The organism is Pseudomonas algeriensis (genome assembly GCF_048847255.1).
Taxonomy (GTDB): Bacteria; Pseudomonadota; Gammaproteobacteria; order Pseudomonadales; family Pseudomonadaceae; genus Aquipseudomonas.
The window spans coordinates 325,856-348,441 of record NZ_JBKKRK010000001.1 but is presented as its reverse complement, the minus strand read 5'-3'; the positions used below and the strand labels follow the sequence as shown (position 1 = coordinate 348,441).

Annotated in this window: 9 protein-coding genes; all 9 read right to left on the bottom strand. The window is 64.7% G+C overall.

Translation table 11 applies throughout. The annotated features are described in order from the left end of the window. Window positions 1–76: 76 nt before the first annotated feature. Window positions 77–12,589 carry a filamentous hemagglutinin family protein gene (locus tag ACLK1G_RS01370; RefSeq protein WP_420763756.1) on the bottom strand — a complete coding sequence of 4,171 codons (12,513 nt, stop codon included), beginning with the start codon at window positions 12,587–12,589 and terminating at the stop codon, window positions 77–79. 203 nt (window positions 12,590–12,792) lie between these two features. Next, the gene (locus ACLK1G_RS01365) at window positions 12,793–14,025 is read right to left on the bottom strand and encodes a substrate-binding domain-containing protein (RefSeq protein ID WP_420763755.1); all 1,233 of its coding nucleotides are present in this window, start codon (window positions 14,023–14,025) and stop codon (window positions 12,793–12,795) included. A 340-nt stretch (window positions 14,026–14,365) separates the two neighbouring features. Further along, window positions 14,366–15,577, bottom strand: a complete 1,212-nt coding sequence (gene gspF, locus ACLK1G_RS01360) for a type II secretion system inner membrane protein GspF (RefSeq protein WP_420763754.1) — start codon at window positions 15,575–15,577, stop codon at window positions 14,366–14,368. Further along, on the bottom strand, window positions 15,577–17,019 hold the full coding sequence (gene gspE, locus ACLK1G_RS01355) for a type II secretion system ATPase GspE (protein ID WP_198796771.1): 1,443 nt from the start codon (window positions 17,017–17,019) through the stop codon (window positions 15,577–15,579). The genes gspF and gspE overlap by 1 nt, the downstream gene beginning before the upstream one ends. After that, window positions 17,016–19,388, bottom strand: coding sequence for a type II secretion system secretin GspD (gene gspD, locus ACLK1G_RS01350; RefSeq protein ID WP_420763753.1), 2,373 nt, complete (start codon window positions 19,386–19,388; stop codon window positions 17,016–17,018). Before gspD ends, gspE begins: the two co-directional genes overlap by 4 nt. Next, window positions 19,385–19,939: a type II secretion system protein M gene (locus ACLK1G_RS01345; protein ID WP_420763752.1), complete on the bottom strand. Its 555-nt coding sequence runs from the start codon at window positions 19,937–19,939 to the stop codon at window positions 19,385–19,387. The genes gspD and ACLK1G_RS01345 overlap by 4 nt, the downstream gene beginning before the upstream one ends. After that, window positions 19,932–21,095: a type II secretion system protein GspL gene (gspL, locus tag ACLK1G_RS01340; protein WP_420763751.1), complete on the bottom strand. Its 1,164-nt coding sequence runs from the start codon at window positions 21,093–21,095 to the stop codon at window positions 19,932–19,934. The genes ACLK1G_RS01345 and gspL overlap by 8 nt, the downstream gene beginning before the upstream one ends. Further along, window positions 21,092–22,075 carry a type II secretion system minor pseudopilin GspK gene (gspK, locus tag ACLK1G_RS01335; RefSeq protein WP_420764032.1) on the bottom strand — a complete coding sequence of 328 codons (984 nt, stop codon included), beginning with the start codon at window positions 22,073–22,075 and terminating at the stop codon, window positions 21,092–21,094. Before gspK ends, gspL begins: the two co-directional genes overlap by 4 nt. Beyond that, window positions 22,063–22,512: a type II secretion system major pseudopilin GspG gene (gspG, locus tag ACLK1G_RS01330; protein ID WP_420763750.1), complete on the bottom strand. Its 450-nt coding sequence runs from the start codon at window positions 22,510–22,512 to the stop codon at window positions 22,063–22,065. The genes gspK and gspG overlap by 13 nt, the downstream gene beginning before the upstream one ends. Between the last annotated feature and the right edge of the window lie 74 nt (window positions 22,513–22,586).

Here is a 22,586-nt window from a genome sequence, read left to right as displayed (position 1 = left end):
CAAGATTGCGCCCATGCTGGGCGCACCAAAAAAAGGGCGACAGTTGCCTGTCGCCCTCGGGCCTTGATGACGATGCCTACAGCGTCAGGTTGCGGCGCTCCTCGGGGGTCAATTGATTACGTGCCTGGTCGTCCAACCGTCCAGCCCCCAATACCCGCACGCTGTTGCTCGGTTCCTGGGCCGGCGCACGGCTGGCGCCTTCCTGGGACGGCGCCAGACGTTCGTTGCCGAAGCCCAGGACCTGCACGCTGAACACCGATGGCATACGGTTGCGCGACGCGGCCTGTTGCTCGCGCGCGACGCCTTCCGCGGCATCGCTCGCCGACGCTGCGGCGGAGCTGGCGTTGGTCAGTGCGCCAGTGTTGACCACCGCGCTGACCGGCACGCCGTTGGACTTGCCTTGCACCTGGATGTTGGCGGCGTTCACTACATGCAACGCGGCAATGTTGATGTTGCCCGAGACCCGGATGCCCGCCTCTCCCGCGTCGATGGTGCCGAGCGGCGCGAGCAGGTCGATGTCGCCCGGCGCGACCTCGGCGATGGGGTTGAGGGTGGCAATGCCGGCGCCTGTGCTCGGCACCGACGGCGACAGGGTGACGTTGCCCCAGTCGTCGTAGACGCGCTTGGGCGGCGTGTACACCAAGGTGGTTTTCGAGCCGCGACCGGCGTTGATATCCCCGGTCGCCGACCAGGCGAGAATGTCGCCGCCGAAGGTGGTCATGATCCGGCTTTGTCCCAGCAACACGCTGCCGTTGCTAAATAGCTGGATGTCGCCGGTGCCTTGGGTGATGACCCCGGCACTGGACGGCGGGGCCTCGCCTTCGATACCGAACACCTGCTGCCCACCGGGCGTCAGCATCTGGATATCGCCACCGAAGTTGGTGTGCACCCCGGCGCCGCCGAACATCGTGATGTCGCCCTGGTAAGCCAAGGCATTGCCGGCCACGTCGTGGGTGGGAAACAGCGCGGCGATGGCGTTGCGACCGCGCAGGTAGCTGCCGGAACGCGGGCTGCTGGCATCGTTGTACTCGCGGCCACCGGCACGCAGCTCGGCAAAGTACACCTCGCGGGCGAACACCCGCTGCTGCTCGGCCGGCAACGCGGCGAAATAAGCCTGCGCCTGATCGGCCTCACCGCTGAAGCCATACCGCGACGCCAGCCAGGCCGCCAACTCGACCTCATAGGTTTTCGCCACCTTGCCCGGCTGTTGGGCCAGGCCGACAGCGGCGTCCGCCAGGTTGGCCGGGTCCAGGTATTGCCGCACGAAGCCCAGGTAATCCGGCCCCGTCGCGCCCACGCCGGCTTGCATCACGATGCTTGCGCCGGGGCGATTGTCACCGGCTTTCACCGGACCGAGGCTGGTCACCGCGGCCTGGTCTTCCATCAGGATATTGCGCCCGGCGCTGATCTCCAGCGTGCCGGGGCCGGCGACATTGAAAGTGCTGTAGAGAATGTCCCGGCCGGCGGAGACAATGGAGATGTCGGTGGGGTCGTCGTGGACGAACAGGTTGCCGGTGCTGGTGGGCGTGGTTTCAAACTGCGTCAGTGAAGTGCCCGCGATGTCACCACTGTTGACGATATCCCGCCCCGCCATGATCCAGGCGGGACTGGCGGCCTCGTACCAGGTCTCGCCGCCCCTGCGACCGGCACTGAAGGCAATCAGCTCGCCCGTGCGCAACCCAACGATATCGCCCCTGACGGCGTAGAAGCGTACCGGCTGGTCCGCGCCTCGATAATCTCCGCCAGACCCTGTACCGCCGAACGCGAACAAGCCCATTCCGATGCTGCGGAGTAGCGAAGGGGTCGCACTCGCTCCGTCCAGGTCGCCGTGTAGCACACCCGATCGGTCCTTGTAATAGAACGCAGGATGGTCCGGAGTTGCCAGGCTGCTTGCTGAAGCATTGGTCGGTGATATTGCGTAGCCTCCCGCATAAATCGAATCCCCAGCGAGAAACTCCAGCTGCGCCTGGTTTCCAGGCGCCAGGATCAAGGAATAGGGGGTCACAAAGCCCCCTACCCCGCGTGATGAGGGCCCGTAATACAGGCTGCCTGAGGGCGCGGCTACCCGCAAAATCGACGGATAGACGAAACGCCCGTCGGTTTGCGAATAGTCCATGCCGCTACGAGGCGTGGCGGTATTGACGCCAATCGAAAGCTCTGCGCCTTGGGTCGAAGGCGTAAGGTTCCCTCCGGCGGCAAACAGATCGATAGCGGTATGGTCGGTCCACAGGCTGAACCAGGAATATCCGGGGCCTCTGGTCCCGCCGCCCAGGTCCACCGACTGGGCGACTCGTGTCGGCGCACGGCCCGGGTCCACTGCGCCGCCAAGTACGAGATCGCCACGGGCATCCAGACTGGCGGTGGCATCGCCGGGTACCAGCAGCAGTCCACCGGTCGCGCTGGCCATCGTTGCATCGTATGGGTTGTAGGCACGGATCTCTCGGGGGTCCTGCGAAACCTCGTCCGGACCGTTGATCAATTCCATGCCGCCGAACGAACCGGCACTGGCCCTCAGCGAACCCCGCAAGTTCGTCAGGCTGCCATTCATGTCATGGCGCGAATCAACCGGCTGGCCGGCTAAGTCGAGAAACGCCCTAGCCTCCAGTGAAGGGTTGAGCGCGCCGCCGATTGCCAGCGACAGGTCACCGCCACCCGTGAACTTCAATTGACCGTCCACCATGCGCCCGGTCGAGCCGACCGCCAGGACTATCCCCTGACTGCGACTGGCGCCCTGCTCGCCTCGCTCCCCACGGGGCGCCAACATGCCCGCATCTCCCGCGACTCGCACATCCACGTTGCCGCCGCCCAAGGTACCGATACCGGTGAAACCGTTCAGTACCGGATCGGTGCCATGGGGCACATAGGTGCCGAAATTGATCCACCAGGCCGTAGGCGTACCGTCACCATCGCCCTGGCGCCACAACCAATTCCCAACCCCCGAGCTCTCCATCTGCGGTGCATCTTCGGTCACGAGAGTACTTTGTTTTCTGCCGACGATGTCACCGGCCAAATCGCCGCCCACCGACAGCAGCAGGTTACCGCCATGGTCTGGATACCATGCGCGATATTGGCTGTCTGCGCCGCCATCCACCAAGCGTTCATAAGGGCTGTCACCGTTCCCCAGAATCGAGTCAGTCGGCAGGCCGGTACTATTCAGCGAGACGCCTCGCGCAAGGTTGTACGCCGCCGAGTCGGCCAGGCTCAAGGACGACGTGCCCGCGGTATAAATGCCAAACAGCGATTGCATGCTGAAATCACCCGCGCTGACCAGGTCCAGATCGCCTGTACCGGTACGAAGCACACTGAAGCTGCTGGTGCCCGCCACGTAGGTGTAAACGCTCCCACCGATGCATAATCCGGGCGCTTGCGAACAGAATTCGTCCTCGGACATGCCATACAGGTCCGCCAGTTCCGCCACCGGCCGCCCGACATAAGTAAGGTCACCGAAATAATCGAGCGAGGCTTGCTCGGTCAGCGTCCGCCCCGCAGCGACACAGAGCCCTGCCCCCTGCCCGCAGAACTCGTCGACGCTTATGCCGTAGAGGTCAGCCAACTCGGCGACAGGCCGCCCGGAGTAGCTCAAGTCACCGTAATAGTCGAGCGAGGCTTGATCGGTCAACACCAAGCCACCCGCCTTAGCCAGCATTCCATAGTGAGTGTCGGCCACCGTGAAGCGTCCATGCTCGGCATAAGGATTGGCCAGGCGGGTATCAGCGGCCTGCAAATCGGCGCCCGCCACGGCACGTAGCGACCAGGACTGCGAACCCTCGGCCAACATGGGCGCGATTGCCCAGTTGTGGCCCTTGCCATCGCCGCCGCGCAGATTGATCTTGTCCACGCCTTCGGCCAGCTTCACGTCGGTACCCGCGGGTATCAGCGCGCCCAAGGGCAACAGCAACGCGCCCGCCTGAACCACGGTGCTTGGGCTATGAACTGTCACCGAACTTGCCGGACGGCTGGGCAAAGCCACGCCTTTTGGCCAGACCAATCCGGTCAAGGCGGTATCGCCGATCAACACCGAACCACTCCCGAGGATCATCCCTTGCGCCACGGTCAGGTCGGCGGTCAGGCGCGTACCGGCGGCATACGCCACACGGCCGTCGCTGTAACGGATATTGGCCGCCAATACCGTGCCGGCAGGCAGTGAAATCGCCTCGGCCAACTCACCGTCCACCGGCAGGCGCGTGCCTGCGGCCAGAGTAATGGCTTGCAATGGTAGGTCGTAGTTGAGGATGACGCCGGAGAGGAACGTCGTGCCGTCCTGCAATTCAATGCCCGCTCGCGGCACGATCAAATCACCGTTGAACATTTGCTTGCCGGGCGTCAGCACCCAGCCATCGTCGTCCGGTGTTTCCGGCGGCGGCGCGAAACCATCGTTGATGCTGCCTAGCACGGTCAGGTCGCCCCCGGCGCGCAGCACCAGGCTGCCGACTTCGCCGGAACCGTACACGCCAGTCTTTGGCGTCAGTGGGTTGAGGCTGGCGTAGCGGTAACCGGAGAGGTCCAGATCGCCCTGCACCACCAGGTCGCCGTCGGGGGTGGCACTGACGATTTCGACGCCGGGGCGCAGGTGGAAAGCGTTGCGATAGGCGGCATTGTTGAGGCCCGCCAGCTTGCCATCGCGTAAGGCATTGTTGTTCAAGGCATTGTCGATAAAGTCGCGGTTGTCGTCATGGATACCGTTGAGGTAGTCCTGATTGATGACTTGGTACGGCCGGCCACTGGCCGCCGGGTCGGTGCCGTAGGCGGCATCGTCGTAGCGTTGCACGCCATTGAGCGCGATCAGCTTGGCGCCCTGGATGTTCAGGTTGCCGCTGGCATCGATGGCGATGTCGCCGGCCGTGGCCCCGCCCAGGCGTGGCGCATTCAGCTCCAGGGTGCCACGGGCCTTGCCGTCGTGGCCGACCGTGGTGGCGGTGCCATGGCGCAAATCGATGCGCGCGCCACCGGCCAGCGTCAGCAGGCCATCTCCGGAACTGAGCTCGACCATGGCGCGGTTCGGCGAATCGATAATCTGGCCGTAACTGTCGACCCGGAGCACGCTGCCATGGGCGTCGAGCTTGGCGTTGCCGCCAACGGTCAAGCCTTGCTTGCCCGCCAGGCGAATGGACCCCACGCGCTCGCCACTGGCGTCCACGGTGCCGTTGACTGTCAGCTTGCCGCCGTCCACCGACACGCTGATCACGCCGGCCTTGAGCCCATCGCCGATCACCAGGTCACCCTGCTTGAGCTGGAAGCTGCGGCCGCCGAAGACCTGGCCCTGGTTCAGGCGTTGGTTGAGGGCGGCGAACTCATCGCTCAGGCTACCATCGCCCAGGCGCTGCGCACGGATGTCCAAGCTCCCGGCCTTGTAGGGCACGGCGGTGCCGCCCGCATCGTAGTAGCCGCTGCTGCTGCCCAGCACGCTGCCCGCCAGGTCGACCTGTCCCGCAGCCGCCGCCAATGCGGTGGCCTTGAGCGTGCCGGCCTGGTTGTTCACGGCGGAGAGATCGATCACCGAGCCGACGGCCTGGCGGATATTGCCGTTGCGGCTTTCGAGGATCAGGTCACCGCCCCAGCTGTACTTGCTGACATCGTTGAAGGTGATTTTGCGTCCGGCCAGGTCGAGGCGCGCGGCATCGGTGAGGGTCAATTCATCCTCGGCGCTGAGGGTCAGCTTGCCGCTGGGCAGCACCACGTTGCCTTCGACCCGCACATTCTTGCCGTTCAACGCCAGCTCGGCGCCCAAGCTATCGGCGCTGGCCACCGGCAAGCGACTGCCCGCCGGAGCGCTGACACGGATATTGCCGCCTGCGGTGATCCGGTTGACCGACCCGGCCTCGCCGGTCATCAACGGCGTGAGGATGTTCAGGTTGCCGCCGCTGTACTGGAACCCCTTGCCTGTGATGTATTCACCCTGACGCTGGTAAACCAGCAGGCCACCCTTATGGTTGGCGGTGATGCGTTCGCTGGCGTTGAGATTGACGTTGGCAAATCCCAGTGCAAGCCGGTCATAGGCCTTGGCCGCCTTGGACTCGGTGGCTGGGGCATAACCAAACTCGATGCGTTGGGCATCGATCTGCAGGTTGCCCGTGCCGGTGCCCGCGCCGCCGGCCACGATGCTGCCAGCCTCGTTTTGCACCCCATTCCAGATCAGGTTACCGGTGCGAATCAGCGCCGTTTCATTGGCATTGCCTTTGCCATAGATCGCTGGAGTGCCAAGCACCAATTCCTTGAGCCGCGACTTGCCGGTCACAGCGTCAAAGGTATCGAGGCTGGCGTTGCCATAGAAATTCAGTGAATCGCGCGCGCCCAGCACCAGGGTTTCGAGCGCCGGCGCGCCAGCGCTGGTATCGCCCTGCAACAGGCGGTCGAGCACCTGCTGGTTGAGTGTCAGCCCGCTGGGCAACAGATTGCGTGACGCCAGGTCGGCCAGGGTCTCGGCGCTGCCAACGTTGATGCCGCCAACCGCCAGGGTCAGGTTACGGGTACCGAAGCGTACGGCATCCGTCAGCTCGAAGCGATTGTCCGTGGCCGAAGCGATGGTGCCTTCGGAGTACAAACGGGTTGTACCGCTGCAAACACCATCGCATACACCGATGCGGATACTGCCAGGTGCGCTGTCCGGCGTCATCGGGTTGGGCGCCGCAGGCGCCAGCATGTTCACGTAGCCATTGGAGACGGCGAGCACGCTGTTGCGGCCGGGGTTGTAGAGATAGCCATCACGCGAGTCACGGGCCACGGCGCCCATGCCCAGCGTATTGATCGACGCGCCCTGCTCCACGGTGATGCCGCCATTCGGGCTGGACGTCACCAGGAACACTTCAGGTGCCCGCAAGGTCGCGCCGCTGCGCAAGGTGATATTTTGGGTCCTGGCGACGGAGCCATTACCATCTCCGAACTCAAGGAAGTTACCGCCCTGGCCATAGCGGGCCAAGGCATAACCGCCGATGAACAGGCTGCTGGCGCCGATGGCATTCACCGCATCGTCGGTCAGGGTTACACCGTTCAATCCGGCGTTGGCTACCTGTCCAGCCTTGATGATTTCCAGGTCCCCGGCCCTGACCAACGTGAGTGAGGTGGTGCTGCCGCGACCCTCTTTGGCTGCTTTGCTCAGCAGTTTGCCGGCAAAACTGAAGCTCGGTTGGTCACTCTGGTTGCGCTCGAACGTGACGTTGAACGCCTTGGCATCCCGGGGCAGCAGGACGGCGGGCACGCCCAGGCGCGCCGCGTCCGCCAGGGCGAACTGACTGAAGCTGGTCTCGTTGTACTGCGAATAGCGGCGCAGCGTATCGGCCGCGGTGACGATCACCTGGCTCGCCAGACTGTCGCGTACGCCGGTGCCGGCAATGCCGAGGGTACCGGCCGTTGCCCAGGAGCCGTTACGCATGGCCTGGGTCGGCACCACCCCGCCCTGCCCGGCCAGGCCGTTGACCTCGATGCGAAACGCACCCGGCAGCAGCGCGTAGGTCGAGGGCAGCAAGGTATAGGTGCCGGCCGGCAAGCCGGGGACGCCGGCACCGAGGGTAATCTGTTGGCCGGCCAAGGGGGCGACGGCGCCGGCTTCACCGCCCACGGGCGCATAGCCGGTCTGTACGCCAGGAACGATGGCGTAGACCGGGTTGCTGCTCAGTGCCGGTAACAGGAAACCGTCCGGACCGAACTGCACCAAGGGGTTGAAGCGCGCGTCAGTGGAGCCGCCACGCCCCGAGATGAAACCGGCGCCGGTCAATTCACCCCCACCGGACACGTCCACCACGGCTCCCGCCGCGACGTCGATGGTCTCGCCCACCAGATCGATCTTTCCCGGCACGCCATTGAGGGCGGGCCGCAGCAGGCTCTTGTCGAGCGTCACGCCATCGAACACGTAGGACTTGCCATCCGCTGTTCCGCCATAAGGCATGACGAGCCCCGCGCCGCTGACGGAGGTCAGGCTGCCTGACAGCAGGTTCACGTCACTGCCAGGTCGCCCCTCCGTTTCCAGCGCCGTCTGGCCGATGATCAGGTTGCCCAAGGGCGCCCGCAGAATGCCGCCCTGATTGATGACATCCGCTTCGAGTCGCAACTCGCCGAACGCGGAGTAAGGCACCGAAGGGATCGCCGAGCCATTGCGGCCTATGTCCATGCGCTTGGCGGTCAGCGTCCCTTGCACGCCGGTGCCGGGATAGATCTGCGCGGCGGTGAGGCCCAGGACGCCGGGGGTTCGAAGTAACATTTTATGATCGGCCTGGCTGCTCGCCATCCGAATGTCACCCTGGCTGTTCAATTGCAAATCCGCAAAACCACGACGATCGACGTTTCGAACTTCGCCCTGGGCCATCGTCAGCGTTCCGCTGCCGCCGATCCTCACCGCGTCGCGAACCTCAAGCAACCCGGTCGCTGACACCAACAACTGCCCCGCGGCAGGTCGTGCCGAAGGCGCCAGCCCTATGCCGGTGCTGCTGTTGTCAGCCCCGGCGGTCGTATTATCTTGCGCGCCGGCCAAGCGCACATAGTTACCGCGCAGTTTGACCACCGAGTCCGCCGCCGCTGTCTCCGCCATGCCGTACGCACCCGCGTAGAGCTGAAGCGCATTGGCCATCGTCAGGTTGACATTGCCATCGAAGGTCAGCAGACCGGTACTGAAAAGGGACAACGTATCAAAGCCGCCGGCCTCGACCTGATCCGCTGCAAGCCGTGCATAACCGTGCTCCAGCAGGGAGGCGCCCTGCTCTGGAGCACTCCCGGCCGTGATACCCGTCACGGAATGGTGCTGCTCGATAATCAGTTCGCGAGTCTTGCGCTGGTTGTCCGGCAAATCCGAGCTGTTCAAATAAACCGTCGCCCCGAGCCCGACCGACAAGCTCCCGCCCGCCGCTCCGGCACCGCCGGCGGCAGCCTTGAACTGACCGTCCAGGTAAAGCCCACTGGTCGAGCCAAAGCTGATGCTGCCGCCGTGGCTGGCAACCACTCGGCGTTGCCCCGCCTCATCCAGCACCGCCTGGGCACCCGAAGCATCGAGCAACGCGCCTTCGCGCACCACGATGAATTTGCCGATACCGCCGCCGTCGCCCGTCGCATGGTCGATTTCACCACCAATGACGATACTTCCGCCGTTACGCACGAAACCGTATTGGTTCCCCCTGGCATCCGTGGCGGTGGCGGCGCGAGCGGCTACGTCCAGGACCGCGTTCTCGCCGATCCAGATCGACTTGAAGTTGTCACTGGGCGGTATGACCGCCGCTTGCGGCCCAGGCGCGGAGCCGACAGTGATCGAGCCGCCCCAGGCATTCAAGGCGCCGTCCACGGTGATCTGGCCGATGCCCGTCAAGCGGATCGCTTGTCCGGGGTCGACATTCAACACCGCCGACTTGCCCACCAGCAGGTCAGCCGTGGCGACATTCGCCGCGCCGGTTTGCTGGCTGCCGGCTTGCAAGGACAGGCTGGCACCCTGGCGTTGGGGCAGCACGCCCTTGCTGGCGTCCTCGACGTACAGCGGTGGCGTCCAGGTTTCCAGCGCGCTGCCCAATGCACCACCGGTGGCGACCCCAGGCGCGCCAGCGCCTTGGCGATAAACCGGCAGGGTGACATCGACCCGGGTGCCCTCGGCAACCTCAAGGCCGTCGTTGCCGATGATGTCGTAGGCGGAAAAGCCTTTTTTAAAGAAGCCGCCATCGAGCAGCAAGGTACCGGCCGCCGCCGAGGTCGCGGTGTCGCTGATCAGGACTTTACCGGCCTGCAATTGCAAGGTGCCGCCGCCCTTTACACCCTGGCCCCGCAATTCGCCGGCCAGGCTCAATTCGCCCGTGAGAGTGCTCAAGGTGACATCGCCGCCCTTGCCGCCCTGGAACTTGCCTGAGTTGAGCAGTGCCGCTCCGGAAGAAACGTCCAGCACGCTGCCGGCGCCCAGCACGATGGCGCCGCCGGTTTTCAGGGCGATGCCGCCGCCGTTCTGGTAAGGCAAGGCGCTGATATCGCCAGGGTCCAGTTGTAGATTGCTCCACAGCCCGCTGGCATCCAGACGCACCCCGTCAGCCACCCTGACCGAGGACGCGCCGGCAACCGGCATCGTGCCGTCGACTTGGACGAAATCCCTGCCTACCTGAATGGCACCAGCGTGGGCAGTAAGATTGGCATTCACGGCCACCTTCGGGCCAAACAGGCTGATGGAACCGGCCGGAGCCACCTGCAACGCACCGTTGACTGTGATGCCTTCGCTCGCAGCGACCTTGACGGCACCGAGCTTGAAGCCGTTGAGCTGGTTACTGTCCAGGTACAACGTGCCCTGGCGATCCGTCGGCAAGGCACCGTCCAGACCGACGCTACCGGCAACGCCCGCCGCGTCTTGGCCGAAGATCACGTTCTTCAAGGTATTGGCCGTGGCGCCAAGGGCATATTCCACAGTGCCGCTTTCCTTCACGTAGAACGGCACGTACGAGCCGACCACCAACTGCCCGCCACGGGCCACCGCTTTCTGCGATTGCTGGTAGCCATCCAGGCCGGCCTGGGCGGCGCGGGTCTGACGGTCACCCTGGAAGGTATCGCTGGCGAGCGTGCCTTCGAGCACCGCGTTTTTAGTCCCGATCACCAGGGTGCCGGCGTCGCGGCCGACCGTGTAGCCGGCCTCCTGGCGCGAACGCGGGGCAATCAAGGGATTGTAGTAATACTTCGTTTGTCCCCAGCGCTGGGTGTGGTCTTCGTATCCCTTGTAGATCCCGGTGTAGAGCATGTCCCCAGGCGCACTGTTGAGTTCATACAAGCGGCCATCGGCGCCCTTGAGCCAGGTCTGCTTGACGGTGCCGCTCTGCACATCCAGCGTGCCGCCGGACAGATTGATCTGCGAGCCGGCCTGGGTCACCACATCATTACCGGTAAAACTCACGGTGCCGCCCTGGGCCATCCATTCGCCAGCGCTGTGGCCCTGGGTACCGAGGTAGCCGCTGACCTCCAGCAGGCCACCGGCGGTGTACCAGCGATCAGTGGCGTACCCGTTGGTGCCGGCGGGTACGAATACCAACTCTCGGGCATCCACCCAAACATCATTGTTGTTCAACGCACCTTCATCCCGGTTGCCGGCGGCATCGCGCTGCTCGTTGCCCTGGATGTTGACCTTGATGCTGTTGGCTTCCATCGCCACCTTGACGCCGGTGGCGCCGGAGACGTCGATCACCGCACCGTCGCGCACCAGGCTGCGGGTGCCGGCGTTCACCGCCACCTGACCGCCCGTGGCGAGGGTAATCGATCCCTTCTGGAAATCGACGCTGCCGGCGCTGTCGATCTGCACCAGGGACAGGTCGCGGCGATAGGTGTCCGCTGGAATGACTTTGCCGTCCTGGCTGACGATCGGTTTCAAGGCACTGTCGCGTTGGCTGTCCAGGGCCTTCGCGCTGGCATCCACTAGAATCGCCGTGGTGCTGCCCTCGCCCAGGGCCACGCTGGCATCGCTGCCTCGCGCCGTGAGGTGCAGCGTGCCACGGGTGTCCGCCGAAGTGCTGGCCACGGCCACACCGTCCTGCCGCACTTGATTGCCGGTCAGCGTCACATCACCGCTGGCCCCCATCAATAATCCTGTGTTGCTCACCCGGCCGGCGCCCGTGCCGCCATCCTGGTGGGCGATGACTTCATTGCCGCGCGTGGTCGACGTCGAGTTACCGTCGCTGGCGAAGCCCTTCTTGATGGTGAAGCTGCCGCCCGCCGCCAGCACGGTCTGTCCACGCGGGGTACTGATGGTGCCTGCGTTGTCGACGTTTTTGCCCAGCAACAACACATAGCCGCCACCGGCGGTCGATTTGCTCGGGGCGGCCGTGGAAATCTGCGCGCCCTTCTCCACCCGGATCCCGCCCTGGGCGTTGGTAAAGCTCGCCGCGTTGGCGTTGTAGAGGCCACCGGTCTTGAACTGTTCGTCGCTGAAATCCGTGGCGGCCGCCACCAGGTTACGCACGTTGACCTGGCTGCTGCCGCTGAACACCACGCCGTTGCTGTTGAGAATCATCACCGTGCCGTCGGCCTTGATCTGGCCCTGGATCTGGCTCGGCGCGGTGCTGTTGTTGACCTTGTTCAACGCCGCCCAACTGGCGTCCTGTTGAAACGCCAGGGTGGTGTCACGGCCAATATTGAACGTGTCCCAGTTGAGGATTGCCTTGTCGGCGGTCTGCTTGACAGTCACCACGACCTTGCCATTGGCATCGGTCTGCACCGGGCCATTGGCGTTGACGAACAGTGGCTTGCCGTCCGGACCAATCACCGCGTTCAGGCCATTGCCACCCAAACCGTTATGGATGGTTTGCGGTGCGCCAAAGGTAGCCGCACGTCCTGCCGCCTGGGCAGCTTGGCTGGCCGCAATGGCCGCCACCGTGCTGTTCATGTTCGCCAGCGAACGGCCCAACTGCTGCTGCACCCGTTGCTGCTGCGCCAGCGGTGGAGGCGTTCCAGGCCGAGGCGCGCTGGGGCTGGCCGGGCCTGCCGCCGGAGCCGCGCCCTTGGCCGCGAACCAGGCCGAACTGAAACTGGTCGCTGCGTAGGCGGGGTTGGCCAGCAACAGCAAGGCGATGGCTTGAGCCAAGGGCTTGAGGCACGGCACAGCGGCGGAATCAGCATTACGGCGAGTGGCTTTCTGGGGGCGGCAACGCATCACTACGGATCCTTTTTACGCAGGGCGAATTCGATAGCGACCTCTGGGACGAGGCGCACAAATGACTAATTCCAAGGCAGGTTGAAGCCGTCGCGACCGAACTTTTGTCACGCAATGTTCATCTGCCGGGCGGTTGCCTGAAACGAAAAACCGGCAACAGCGCGAAGCTGTTGCCGGTTCATGGAGCGAACCCTAATCAGGGCTTATTGCGGACGACCAATGCCGTTGCAGGCGGTGGCGTTACCCACCGACAGCGAGTTGCTGGCGGTCCAGAAGGTGCTGCGAATGGCAGTTTTCCAGGTGTCGGTGATCGGGATCAGCTTGGCGGCGATGATTTCATCGTCGTTGTTGTTGGCATCGGACAGGGTGTAGTGGCGACCGATGAAGTCACGTACAGCCGCGGTATCGGTGCTGTCTTTGTAGCACTGGTTGAACACCAGGAAGGTGTAGCCAACGATGCTGTAGCCCGTCGCCGGGTTAGGCAGGACCTTGGCCCAGTTTTCCGGCAGGCCACGATCAGCAGCGGCTGGCGGAGCGATGGTGCTCAGGGCGGTAGTCACGTTGCCGACGGTGGGCAGGTTGCCGTTGACGCGAGCGACCACGGCGTTGCTGCTGGCGTTGACGTCTTCCGGACCGACGTAGCCGATGGCGCCTTCGGTGGAAAGCACGGTGCTGGCCATCGCGGTGCTGCCGGTCACGGCAGTGGAGTTCGCCGGAACGGTGCCGACAGCCGTGGTGAAGGTGCCGTTGGTGGTGAACTTGGTCGGGCACTGGCTGTTCAGGTGACGGGTGAAGATCTCACTGGTGCCGCTGCTGCCAGCACGGTAGTAGACCTTGATCGGGGTGCTGGGGTAGGTGCTGTTGACCTGGTTCCAGGTGGTGACAGTGCCAGAGAAAATGTCGCACAGCTGGGCGCTGGTCAGGTTCAGGTTGTTGACGGCGGTGCCGTTGGCCAACGTGAGTTTGTATGGAACGGTGACCGAAGTGGCTTCGGCAGGGATCTGAATGATCGGACCCCAGTTGGCGGCGTTGCCGGTCGGCACGGCCGGCGACTGGTGAGCGGCGCGATAGGTGGTCAGTTCAGCGCTGGACAGGATCGAATCGCTGCCGGCGTAGTCAACGGTCACGGCCGGAACGTAGACCTTTTCCAGGGCAGTTGCCGAGTTGCCGTCGAGGTTCCAGACCAGCACGTCCGAGTTGTTGGTCAGGAAAGCAGTCTTGCCGCCGCCGCTGCCCACACCCACGTAGTTGGCGAAGGCCGGTTGTGGCGCAGGGCCGTTGAGGATGCCGACGGGAGCAGCGACGCCACCGGTTGGAGGCACGCCGTACAGGTTCTGCGGCAGAGTGGCACCGCCACCGACGACAGCGGCCATGGCCTGGGCGGAGCAAAGGCCGGCGACGGCCATGGAAACAGCAAGAACGTTGCGCTTGAACATGAAGAATCTCCTTTCATCGTGTCTGGACGTTGGTAGTTCGCTTGTGCTTCTCATCGCGACCGCTGCCCCGAGCAGGTTTCCAGCGCTCTTTTAAAGGGGTGGCCACGGCGTAGAAGCTCTCAACTTCCGGTGACAGAGAAAGGAAAAAATCTCGGGTGTTCGGTGTTGTTTTTCCTGAATATTCTCGGGAGTTACCGACACCTTACTGACATTTCGCCCAGCTTTCGCAGCATGAGCAAAATCCCCATTGTATGCCCTGCCCCGTGCGCCGTAGCTTGGCGCGCCGTACATGTCGCACCGATGAACCCGAGTGGCGCTCTGGTGTGGGATTACGCAGGTTTCATTGCACCAGCTGATTGATCTCGATGATCGGCAGCAACACAGCCATGACGATGGTCAGCACGACGCCTCCCATGATCACAATCATCAGCGGCTCCAACAGCGCCGTCATGCCCATGGCCCGCCGTTCGATGTCGCGGGACAGGGTTTGCGCGGCGCGTTCGAGCATGGGCGGCAAATTACCGGTTTTTTCGCCACTGGCGATCAGGTGGATCAGGATCGGCGGGAACACCTTGCCGACTCGCAGCGCATTGGCCAGGCCCACGCCTTCGCGTACCCGCAGCGTCGCATCGGTCACGCACTGGGCCAGGCGGTCGTTGGCCAGCGTCTGCCCGGCGGCGTCCAGGGCGCGCAACAGCGGCACGCCGGCGCTGCCGAGAATCGCCAAGGTCGAGGCGAAACGCGCCGTGTTCACCCCGAGCACGAAGCGGCCGATCAGCGGAAGCCGCAACACCCGGCTATGCCAGGCCAGGCGTGCCTCGGCGTTACGCAAATAGCGGCGCCACCCCCACCAGCAACCGGCCAGCCCGGCGAAACAGGCCCAGCCCCAGGCGCGCAGGAAATCGCTGGCCTGCAGCATCACTCGGGTCAGGGTTGGCAGGTCCTGGCGCGCCTGGGAAAACGCGCTGACCACCTGCGGCACCACGAAACCCAGCAGGAAAATGACGATGACGATGGACACCACGCCCACCACCGCTGGGTAGATGAAGGCCGTGAGGATCTTGCCCCGCAGGTTGTTGCGCTCTTCGATGTAGTCGGCCAGGCGCTCCATCACCTGGGCGAGATCGCCAGACTCCTCCCCCGCTGCGATCATCGCCCGGTAGATCTCGGGAAAATCCCGTGGTCGCGCGGCCAGCGCATCGGCCAGGCGCATGCCGTTGCGCACATCGCCGCGCACCGCGCCGAGGGTGTCGGCGATGTGGCGTTTCTCGGCCTGGTCGACGGTGGCCGACAGGGCCGCTTCCAGGGGCAGACTGGCGCCCAACAGGCTCGCCAATTGACGGGTAGCCCAGGCCAGGTCGCTGTCCGACAATTTCGGGCTGAACAGGCCCGAGGCACGCGAGCTGCCGACTTGCAACTGCTCGTCGATGCGCAACGGCGTCAGCCCACGGCCACGCAGTTCAGCCATCGCACCGCGCTGGTTGTCGGCCTCCAGCACGCCTTGCTCGATTTTCCCCGAGGCATCGGCGGCCTCGAAACGGTAGCGGTTCATCAAGCGTCTCGGGTCACGCGCAGGATTTCCTCGCGGGCGGTGGAGCCACTGCTCACCCACCGTTCGCCGTCCTCGCGCATGCTTAACATGCCGGCCTGTCGCGCACAGGTGCGCAACGCCTGCTCGCCTTCACCCTGATGGATCAACCGCCGCACCTCGTCGTCCACCACGAAGAGTTCGTGGATGCCAGTACGGCCGCTGTAACCGGTGTGGTTGCAGCGCGGGCAGCCATGGGGACGCCATTGGCCCGGCGCGGCTTCGTCAGGTTGCTTGCAGGCAGGACACAGGCGACGCACCAGGCGTTGCGCCAGGACGCCGAGCAATGACGACGCCAACAGGAACGGCTCGACCCCGATGTCGGTCAGCCGCGTCACCGCCGACACCGCGTCGTTGGTATGCAGCGTCGCCAGCACCAGGTGCCCGGTCAGCGACGCCTGGACGGCGATCTGCGCGGTCTCCTGATCGCGGATTTCACCGATCATGATGACATCCGGGTCCTGGCGCAGGATCGCGCGCAAGGCCAGGCCGAAGCTCATGTCGATTCGGGTATTGACCTGGATCTGGCTGATGCCCGGCAGGTCATATTCCACGGGGTCCTCGACCGTAAGGATATTGCTGGTGCTGGCATCCAGACGGGCCAGGGCGGCATACAGCGTGGTGGTCTTGCCGCTGCCGGTGGGTCCGGTAACCAGCACGATGCCGTGGGGTTGGCGGATCAGTTGATCCAGTTGGCTCAGCACCGCGGGCGCCATGCCCAGGGTTTCCAATTGCAGGCGCCCGGCCTGTTTGTCCAGCAGGCGCATCACCACCCGCTCGCCGTGGCCGGTGGGCACGGTGGACACCCGCACATCAATGGGCCGTCCGGCGACACGCAGGGCGATGCGGCCGTCCTGGGGCAAGCGTTTTTCGGCGATGTCCAATTGCGCCATGATCTTGATCCGCGACACCAATGCCGCGTGCAGGGCCTTGCGCGGCGCGACCACATCGCGCAGGGCTCCGTCGACGCGATAACGCACCACGGAATGGCTTTCGAACGGTTCGATATGAATATCGCTGGCCTCATCCCGCGCGGCCTGGGTCAGCAATGCGTTGATCATGCGGATGACTGGCGCGCCACCCTCACTGTCCAGCAAGTCGGTGACTTCCGGGATGTCCTGCATCAGGCGATCAAGGTCGACTTCGTTTTCCGCCGCGCCAACGATCGCCGCGGCGCTGCCGGTGTCGGCGTAGGCGCTGGTCAACAGCGCTTCGAGCTCTTCGTCGCGTATCCGTTGCAACGCAGTAGGACCATAACGCCGGCGTACCTCGTTGATGGCCCAGCCCGGCGTCGCGGCACTGACCAGCAACACGTTGCCCTCCTCACCGGCCTTGAGGAGGAGCCGCTGCGCCTTGGCCCACGCATAGGGCAACGCGCCCGCACCGGTTTGCAGGGAGGGGCTCATGGCTGCCCACCTGGTTCCAGCGGCACGGCGCGCATCGCTCGGGGTGGCTGATTGAGCGGTATCGGCTGGCGTGGCGGCGGATTGAAAGGCATCGCCTGGGCGGCCGGCGGCAACTGCGGCGCCTGCATGTCCGTGAGCGGCCATTTGTGCGCTGGCTGCAGATTGCCTTGGGCACGACGGATAAAATCGTAGCGATTGAGGGTAATGCTGCGGCCGACGTCACTGTCGCGAATGATGTAGGGCCGCAGGAAGACCATCAGGTTGGTCTTGGTCCGCGAACGACTGTCGCTGCGAAACAGCGCGCCAATGCCCGGGATGCTGCCCAGCCCCGGAATCGCGTCGGTGCTTTCGGTAAAACCGTCTTGCAGCAGGCCGCCCAACACCATGATTTGTCCGTCGTCGAGCAGGATGCTGGTGTCGATGGCGCGCTTGTTGGTCACCGTGCCGGCGTCGCTGGAGGCGCGCGGGTCCACGCTGCTGACTTCCTGGTAGATGTCCAGCTTGACCGTGCCACCCTCGGAAATCTGCGGGCGCACGTTCAGGCGCAGCCCGACTTCCTCCCGCTCGATGGTCTGGAACGGGTTGTTGCTGTTGCCACCACCGTTGGTCACGTAGTTGCCAGTGACGAAGGGGATGGTCTGGCCCACGAAAATGCTCGCCGCTTCGTTGTCCAGCGTCAGCAGGTTGGGCGTGGACAACACATTGGTTCCGCCCTTGCTTTTCAAGGCGCGGGCCAGCACCTTCAAATCAAGCACCTGGCCGATGCCGGGAATATTTACCGTGCCCGAGACCTTGCCAATGCTCAAGCCACCGGGCAACGCATCAATGCTGTTCTTGGCCGAGGTATTGATGCCGGCACCGCCCAGGTTGGCGCCACCGATCCAGCCATTGCCCGCCAGGTTGCCGGCTTGCCACTGAATGCCGAACGCACTCGCATCGTCTTCGCTGACCTCGACGATCAGGCTTTCGATCACCACCTGGGCGCGGCGCTGGTCGAGCAGATCGATGACTTCACGCAGGTTGCGATACAGCGGGTCGGGCGCGGAAATCAGCAATGTGTTGGTGGTGGTATCGGCCTGCACGGTGACGCCGTTGGCGGAAAACGCCACTGCGCCTTCGCCTGCCTGATGGCTGCCCTGGCCGCTCGACATTTGCAGGCCTGCATTCTGCCCATTGTTGGTTTGCGAACTGCTGCCGGTAGTACTCGACGAATGACTGCCGTTGCTGGTCGTACTGCTGCCCGCCGGGCCACCCAGGCCACCGCCGTTCAACAGGCTCCGTGCGCTGTCGGTGGACGCACCGGCCATTTCCCCTTCACCCGTGAGCAAGCCGCGCAAAGCTTGCGCCAGCTTATTGGCCTGGGCGTTGCGCAGGTACACCACGTGGAGATTGCTCGGGTTGTTCTGGGCATTGTCGAGCTTGTAGATCAGTTGCCTGGCCAGCTCGGTGCGTTCGGGGCTGCCGGTGCGCAGGATGATGCTGTTGGATCGAGGGTCGCCAATCACCGAGACCTTTTGCGTCGCATCGGCGCCCTGCACGTCGAGCAACTCCGACACCATCGTCGCGATGTCGACGGCAATGCCGTTCTGCACGGGGACTACATCCGTGTCGATGGCGCCGGGTATGTCGACGTTGGCGATGATCTGCGCCACCCGATCGAGGTTTTCCGCATAGTCGGTGACCACCACCGTGTTATTGCCGGGGTAGGCATTGATGGGATTGTTGGCCGATATGATGGGCCGCAGTGCCGGAATCAGGTTGACGGCGTTTTCGTATTGCAAGCGAAAGGTCCGGGTGATCATGCCGTTGCCTGCCGCACGATCGGCGTCCCCCACCGGTCCGCCCAACAACTTGGCGTCGGCTTCCGGTACCACCTGGCTGACGCCTTGCACTTCGACCACGGCAAAACCCTGCATGCGCAGGGCCGCGAGCAGCATGTCATAGGCCGTGCGGGCCGGCACTTCGCCTTCGGACACCAGGGTCAGTTGGCCTTTGACACGTGGGTCCACCAGGAACTGGCGACCGGTGGCGCGTGACAGCGCACGCACCACGGCAGGTATATCCGCCTCGACGAAATTCAGTTGCACCGGTTGGTTGCCCAGCCCGTTGCCGGTCGGGCCGGCATTGTCGGCGGGCGGCCGAAGGCTTGAGCGCGACGGGGCCTTGCGCGTGACCTGGCGTCGCTGCTCTGCCTGTGCCTGCACGCGCTGGCGCTCCGCCAACGCGTCACCGCTGCCGGTCTGTGCCAGCGGCTGGCCCAGCTCACTTTGAGCGGGAATGGGCTGCGCCTGCTCGCTGCCCAATTGACTACAGGCACTGAGCAACAGCGCCAAGGGAATTGTTGACGCATACGTACCAAACCGCTTCATGAGGATTCCTTAGCGCCGGGCGCCTGTTCCATGCCAACGACCCCGGAAATCCGCGCGGCCGTCTCAGTGCTTTGCGAGGTTGCCCGTTGCAAATGAGCGTCGCGCACCTGCAGGCCGAGCCTGGGTGCGTCGTCCAGTAACCAGTTCAACAAGGCATCGGCGGGCGCGTCGTCGAGGGTCAGCCGCCAGGTCACGGCGCCGGCCTCGACGCGGTGCTCCAGGTCGTAGGCGCCGGCCAGACCGATGTCATCCAAACGCGCTTTCACAAGCTGTGGCGTGACCGCGCCGGACACCACGCCGGCATCCTGAACCTCGGCCAGCACTCCCTCCAGGGCCGCCGCCTGGGAGCGCAGGCGCGGCAGTTCGGCTTGCCAATGGTCGATGCGTTGCAGTGGCGGCTGGATCAGGCCGTACCACAGCAGCACCACGGGCAACACCAGCGCGGCGATCCGCAGGATGCGTTTATCCCGGGCACTGCTGCGTTGCCAGAACTGCTGAGCGCTGGCTCGCTGCGCCTGCCAGCGGGCGCGGTAACGGGCAAGGCTATTCATCCGCGCCTCCCGCAACGGGCGCTGCCGCGGCGTGCGCTGGCAAACGCTTCAGCGTCCATCGCCCATTGGCGAGATCGGCCACGATGCCCGCTTGCGCCAGGCTGGTTTGCCAGTTGCTATCGGCGGGTGGCTTGCGGGCAGGCGTGCGGGGGGTCAGGTGCAATTCGCTGCCATCGAAGTCGAGTTTGTCGACCGCGCCCGCCATGAACGGCAACTGCCCAGCCGCCTGCTGCACCAGGGCAGCGAAGCTGACCGGACCCTCCGCCAGCGCGCCATTGCGCCGGGCATCGCGTTGCTGGCGAGCCTGCTGCAAGGGATTGAGAATCACCGGCAGTTCAGGAAAAGCCTGCTGGACCCGGCTGCTCATCTGCCCCTTGATTGCCTGGCCCTCGCCGGCCAACCGCATCGCATACAGGTTGAGGCCCAGGGTCCAGATCAACGCCGCCATCGCGCAACAGCCGACCGCGCGGCCCCAGCGCTGATTGCCCCGGACGCTTTGTTCGATCCCGCTCAGTAAGTTCCACGCCGGGACGGGACCGATCCAGCGTTGCTCGTCCGGCCATGGGTCGACGGATTGCGCACCCTCGCCGATCCAACGCACCGTCCTTTCGCGCAACTGTTCGGCGCCTTCTTGCATCATCGGATGCACCCATGCGCGTTGGCGATCCTCACGGACCAGCAAATGACCTTCCACGCTTGCCGCCGTGCACGTGCCCGGCTCAGCCAGCGGCAGAAAACAAGGCGCCGCGTACACGCCACGCGGTTGCAACCTGAGCCCCTGCAACAGTTGCGAAAGACCCGACAGCGCCGCGCGCTCGAACCAGGCCAGTTGAACCTGGCCGCCCGCATCACGAGGCCCGTGCACCAGGTGCACGGTATCGTCGCAGCCCAGCAGAAGGTTGTCTGCCGCACAGCGCACCGCATCGCCAAGGCGCGCCGGTGGCAGTGGCGGCAACTCGACGCAGGCGAGCAACGTGTCTTGAGGATGCAAGCAGAGCTCCAGGGCTTTGCCTTGGGCCGCGCCGCTCAGCTCCCGCAGGGGTCGCCGCCCCTGCTCCACCAGCGCACCCTTGCGATCGAGCCAGGCGAAGTCCAACGGGCTGTCGGCGGTCAACTGTGCCAACGGCGCCAGCGCTATGCGCAGCAAGGTGCTCATGCGCCCACCCGCGACCAGACCACCTGGGGCCTGCGCTGCTCGCTGCGATAAAACAATGCTTCGACACCGAAGCGGCGTTGTTCGACCGTCGCCTGTCCCCGCAATAGAAACCACTCGCTGGTAATGCCCAGGCGCAGCTGCTCGGTGCTCATCTGCGGCACGCGCAAGCGGTTGAGGAAATCCCCGCTGTTGATGAACCACTGGCCACGGTCACGCTCGGCAATCACCGCCTGTGCCTGGGCCACGCTCATACCGGGCACTCGTGCGGCCAAGACCTGGGCCGTGGTGGTATTGCCGTTCACCCAAGTGAGCGCCGGCAGCACCGTGACATAGGGGCGCAGGCGCTCAAGGGCAGCGAGGTCGATCCCGGGCAGGCCGGCCAGGTCATCGAGACCGCGCAACATCGGCCGGGTGGCGGGCAGCGGCTGGCTTTCGGCGTCCGGCGATGTCAGGCGACCGCTATCGAACCCGGGTGCCGCGCTGGAGACTGACGGCGGTGGACGCAGGCGCTTGGGGTAGGCCTCTACCACGCGTTGGACGATACGGTTGCCCTGGGCCACGGGCACGCCCAGCTCGGCGCACAGGCGTTCGAATACGGCGACTTCCAGTGTGTCGAGTTGGCCGTCGAGGATCAGGTTGCGCAGGTTGAACTTGCTTTGCTCATCGCTGATATGGCCGTCGAACACCCCGCTTTCAGTGCCCAGGCGCACCCCACGCAAGGGCTGCGCCCACGCCTGGTCCAAACGCGTCATGGGCTCGCGCAGGCGTTGCTGCCAGAGCGCCTGGCGGGTCCATTCCAATACGCCATTGGACAGCCAGGCGCCCCGCACCCGCTGGCTTTCGCTTTCCACGCCGCGAGTCACCTGGACCTGTCGGGCGATCATGCCGGCGGCGATCACCGCGACCACGGTCGCCACCAGCAAGGCGCTGATCACCGCCATGCCACGCTGGGCTGAGCGATTCACGACTAGAGCTGCCAGGAGCCGATATCAGCGTTGACACCTTCGCCGTCGGGCTGCCCATCGGCGCCGAGGGAAAACACATCGACCTCACCGTTGGTGCCCGGGTTGAGGTAGTTGTAGGCGCGGCCCCAAGGGTCCTTGGGCAGCCGTTCCAGATACGCGCGCCAATTGCCGCTGGTGGCGTTGGCGGGTTTTTCCGCCAGGGCCTTGAGCCCTTCATTCATGGTCGGGTAGCGACCCTGGTCGAGACGGAACAGCTTGAGTGCCTGCATCAGGCCCGCAACATCCTGGCGGGCCGCCGTGGCCCTGGCCTGGTCCGGGCGGTCAAGCACCTTCGGCACGACCATGGCGGCAAGAATGCCGAGAATGACCACCACGACCATGATCTCGATCAGGGTAAAACCTCGCTGCCGGCGAGGGCCATGTGTGGGACGGCCAGACGATGCGACACCCATCTCGACACTCCTTGGCTGGCGCCGCATTCTGGCGCTGGTTGAGGTTTCCATTCGCTGCGGATTGTTCCAGCGGC